Annotated in this window: 3 protein-coding genes; all 3 read left to right on the forward strand. The window is 51.1% G+C overall.

The features are described 5' to 3' along the window. Positions 1 to 27: 27 nt before the first annotated feature. A complete protein-coding gene (gene mobA, locus N5O98_RS26940) occupies positions 28 to 450 on the forward strand; it encodes a conjugal transfer protein MobA (protein WP_032535946.1) in 423 nt (140 codons plus the stop codon). Beyond that, entirely contained in the window at positions 435 to 1,703 is a 1,269-nt protein-coding gene (gene mobB / locus N5O98_RS26945; protein WP_117978428.1) for a conjugal transfer protein MobB, read from the forward strand. The genes mobA and mobB overlap by 16 nt, the downstream gene beginning before the upstream one ends. A 17-nt stretch (positions 1,704 to 1,720) precedes the next feature. After that, positions 1,721 to 3,668, forward strand: a 1,948-nt coding sequence (gene mobC / locus N5O98_RS26950; RefSeq protein ID WP_269496220.1) for a conjugal transfer protein MobC, incomplete at its 3' end; no start/stop codon positions are given.

The raw sequence follows: 3,668 nt of genomic DNA on the forward strand, positions 1-3,668 counted from the left end.
AGTCGTAATTTTTTAATCCAAAGAAGCATGGAAACAAGAAGAACCAACAAGGGCGGTCGCCCCGCCCTCGCAGACCCGGCGAAGCATCGCCATGTCCTTTACCTGAACGACCGGGAGAACGCCCGTTTCCTCTCGCAGTGGGAGCAGTCGGGCGTCACGAGCAAGTCCCGGTTCATCGCTGCCCGACTATTCGGCGAGCCGTTCCGGGTGGTGAAAGTGGATAAGTCGGCGGTCGAGTATTGCGCCCGGCTGACCGAATTTTACGCCCAGTTCAGAGCCGTGGCGGTCAATTATAACCAAGTTGTAAAGGCGTTGCATAGCAATTTTTCGGAGAAAAAGGCACTGGCTTTTCTCTATAAACTGGAAAAGGCGACCACTGAATTATCTATGTTAAACCGTCAGGTTATCGACCTGACAAACGAGTGCAAGGAACTATGGTTGCCAAAATAAGCACTGGCGGCAATATGTTCGGCGCACTGGCGTACAACCAAAACAAGGTGGACAGCGAGGAAGCAAAGGTGCTTTTTTCCAACAAAATGCTGTTGAGCGAGGACGGGAATTTCTCTATCGGCGAGTGTATGCGCAGCTTTGAAATGCAGATGCCCGTCCAGCTTTCCACCAAGAAGCCGATACTTCATATTTCCATAAACCCGCACCCGGAAGACGTGCTGACCGACCAGCAGCTTTCCGACATCGCACGGGAGTATATGCGGAAGTTGGGCTATGGCGACCAGCCTTATTTGGTGTACAAGCATACCGACATCGACCGCCACCATATCCACATCGTGGGGTTGCGGGTGGACGAGAACGGCAGACCGCTGAATGACAGGTTCGAGCATCGGCGCAGCAAGCAGATCACCCGTGAACTGGAAAAGAAATACGGGCTGCACCCGGCAGAGCGAAAGGAACGTGCCGAACGTCCGGAACTTAAAAAGGTGGACTATGCCGCCGGGGACGTGAAGCACCAAATCGGCAACACCGTGAAAGCGGCTTGTTACGGCTACCGCTTCCAGTCGTTCGGGGAATATAAGGCTTTGCTTGCCGCTTACAACGTGTGCGCCGAGGAAGTCAAAGGCGAGATAAACGGCAAGCCCTATCAGGGCATTGTCTATTCCGCCATGAACGACAAGGGCGAAAAGACAGGCAACCCGGTAAAGGCTTCCCGCATCGGCAAGTCGGTAGGTTATGAAGCGGTGCAGCGCAGAATGGAGAAATCGGGCGAAGCAATCAGGAACGGGAAACTGAAAGAGCGCACCCGGAAGATTGTAGCCACTGCCATGCAGACCGCCCACAGCCGCAAGGAACTGGAACAGCAGCTAAGGAAGCGGGGCATTGACGTGGTATTCCGTCAGAACGACAGCGGGCGCATCTATGGCGTTACGTTCATCGACCATGACAGCCGGGTGGTGCTGAACGGTTCACGCTTGGGCAAGGAGTATTCGGCGAACGTGTTCAACGAACGTTTTTCGGGCGAAACCGGAAAGATACACCAGCCCGAAGTGGCAGCACCGCAGCAAGACCAGCCCACGCATCAGGAACAGCAGGGCTTCACGCCGAAAGCCGACATCGTTTCGGGCGTGGCTTCCGTGCTGGGTGCTTTCGGCGGTTTGCTGGGCGGCGGTGCATCAGGCGGTGACGAGCCGCAGGACACCGCCCGCCAAAAGAGAAAGAAGAAAAAGAAGCGCACAAGGCACATCGACTAACTTAAAAACATACAATTATGCAGCAAGAGGATGATTTGAGAGGGCTTGCAAGGGTCATGGACTTTATGCGGGCTGTCAGTATTCTATTCGTGGGAATAAACGTGTACTGGTTCTGTTACTCCACCCTGAAAGAATGGGGAGTGACCTTTGAAGTGATAGACAAGATACTGTGGAACTTCCAGCGCACCACCGGGCTGTTCTCGTCCGTTCTTTGGACAAAACTTTTTGCGGTGGTGTTCCTCGCCCTGTCGTGCATCGGCACTAAGGGCGTGAAAGAGGAAAAGATAACGTGGACGAAGATACATTGCAGCCTTGCGGCGGGTGTCGTGTTGTTTTTCCTGAACTGGTGGCTGCTGGAACTTCCGCTGCCACATACGGCGGATGCCGTGTTTTATATCGCCACGCTTTCGGTGGGCTATATCTGTATGCTCATGGCGGGTACGTGGATGTCCCGGTTGTTGAAAAACAACCTCATGGATGATGTCTTTAATACCGAGAACGAAAGTTTCCAGCAGGAAACAAGGCTTATCGAGAACGAGTATTCGGTAAATCTGCCTACCCGGTTCTACTATAAGAAGAAGTGGAACAATGGCTATATTAACGTTGTAAACGTTTTTCGTGCGAGCATCGTGTTAGGAACGCCGGGCAGCGGGAAGTCATACGCAGTAGTAAATAATTACATAAAACAGCAAATCGAGAAAGGTTTTGCGCTCTACCTGTATGATTATAAGTTTCCTGACCTTTCGGAAATCGCTTACAATCATTTACTTAACCACTTGGACGGCTACAAGGTTAAGCCGAAATTTTACGTTATCAATTTTGACGACCCACGCAAGAGCCACCGATGCAACCCGATAAATGCCAGCTTCATGTCGGACATTGCGGATGCCTACGAAGCAAGCTACACGATAATGCTTAACCTCAATCGAAGTTGGATAAGCAAGCAGGGCGATTTCTTCGTGGAAAGTCCGATTATCCTTTTGGCGGCTATAATTTGGTATCTCCGTATCTATCAAGGCGGTAAGTATTGCACGTTCCCCCATGCCATAGAACTGTTGAACAAGAAATACGCCGATGTATTCACCATTTTGCGCAGCTACCCCGAACTGGAAAATTACCTTTCCCCGTTCGTAGATGCTTGGGAATCGGACGCCCAAGAACAGTTGCAGGGGCAGATTGCCAGTGCGAAAATCCCGCTTTCAAGGATGATTTCACCCGCCCTTTACTGGGTTATGACAGGTGATGATTTTTCACTGGACATCAACAACCCGAAAGAGCCTAAAATCTTGGTTGTCGGCAACAATCCTGACCGCCAAAATATCTACTCGGCAGCATTGGGACTGTATAATTCCCGTATCGTGAAGCTGATAAACAAGAAAGGTCAGCTTAAAAGTTCGGTGATTATAGACGAGTTGCCAACGATTTATTTTCGTGGACTTGACAATTTGATTGCTACGGCACGAAGCAACAAGGTAGCGGTTCTGCTGGGCTTTCAGGATTACAGCCAGCTTACCCGTGACTACGGGGACAAGGAAAGCCGGGTAATCCAAAATACTGTGGGCAACGTGTTCAGCGGTCAGGTAGTCGGTGAAACGGCGAAAATCCTTTCCGAGCGTTTCGGAAAGGTGTTGCAGAAACGGCAGAGCATGACAATCAACCAACGGGAAAAATCCACCTCGATAAGCACCCAAATGGACAGCCTGATACCCGCCAGCAAAATATCCAACCTCACGCAAGGTATGTTCGTGGGGGCAATAGCGGACAATTTCGATGAACGGATAGAGCAGAAGATTTTCCACTGCGAAATCGTGGTGGACAATGAAAAGGTGAAGCGGGAAACCGCCCGTTACGTGAAGTTGCCGCAGATTATCGACTTCACCGACAAGGACGGCAACGACCGGATGCAGGAGGAGATACAAGCCAACTATGACCGCATCCGTCAGGAAGTCAGGCAGATAGTCGAGG

The organism is Bacteroides sp. LFL-34, from assembly GCF_027257075.1.
Lineage (GTDB): Bacteria > Bacteroidota > Bacteroidia > Bacteroidales > Bacteroidaceae > Bacteroides > Bacteroides ovatus.

Bases quoted from the DNA above. Each gene is read 5' to 3' on its own strand.
- mobA (WP_032535946.1), top strand. From the start codon at position 28: ATGGAAACAAGAAGAACCAACAAGGGCGGTCGCCCCGCCCTCGCAGAC.
- mobB (WP_117978428.1), top strand. From the start codon at position 435: ATGGTTGCCAAAATAAGCACTGGCGGCAATATGTTCGGCGCACTGGCG.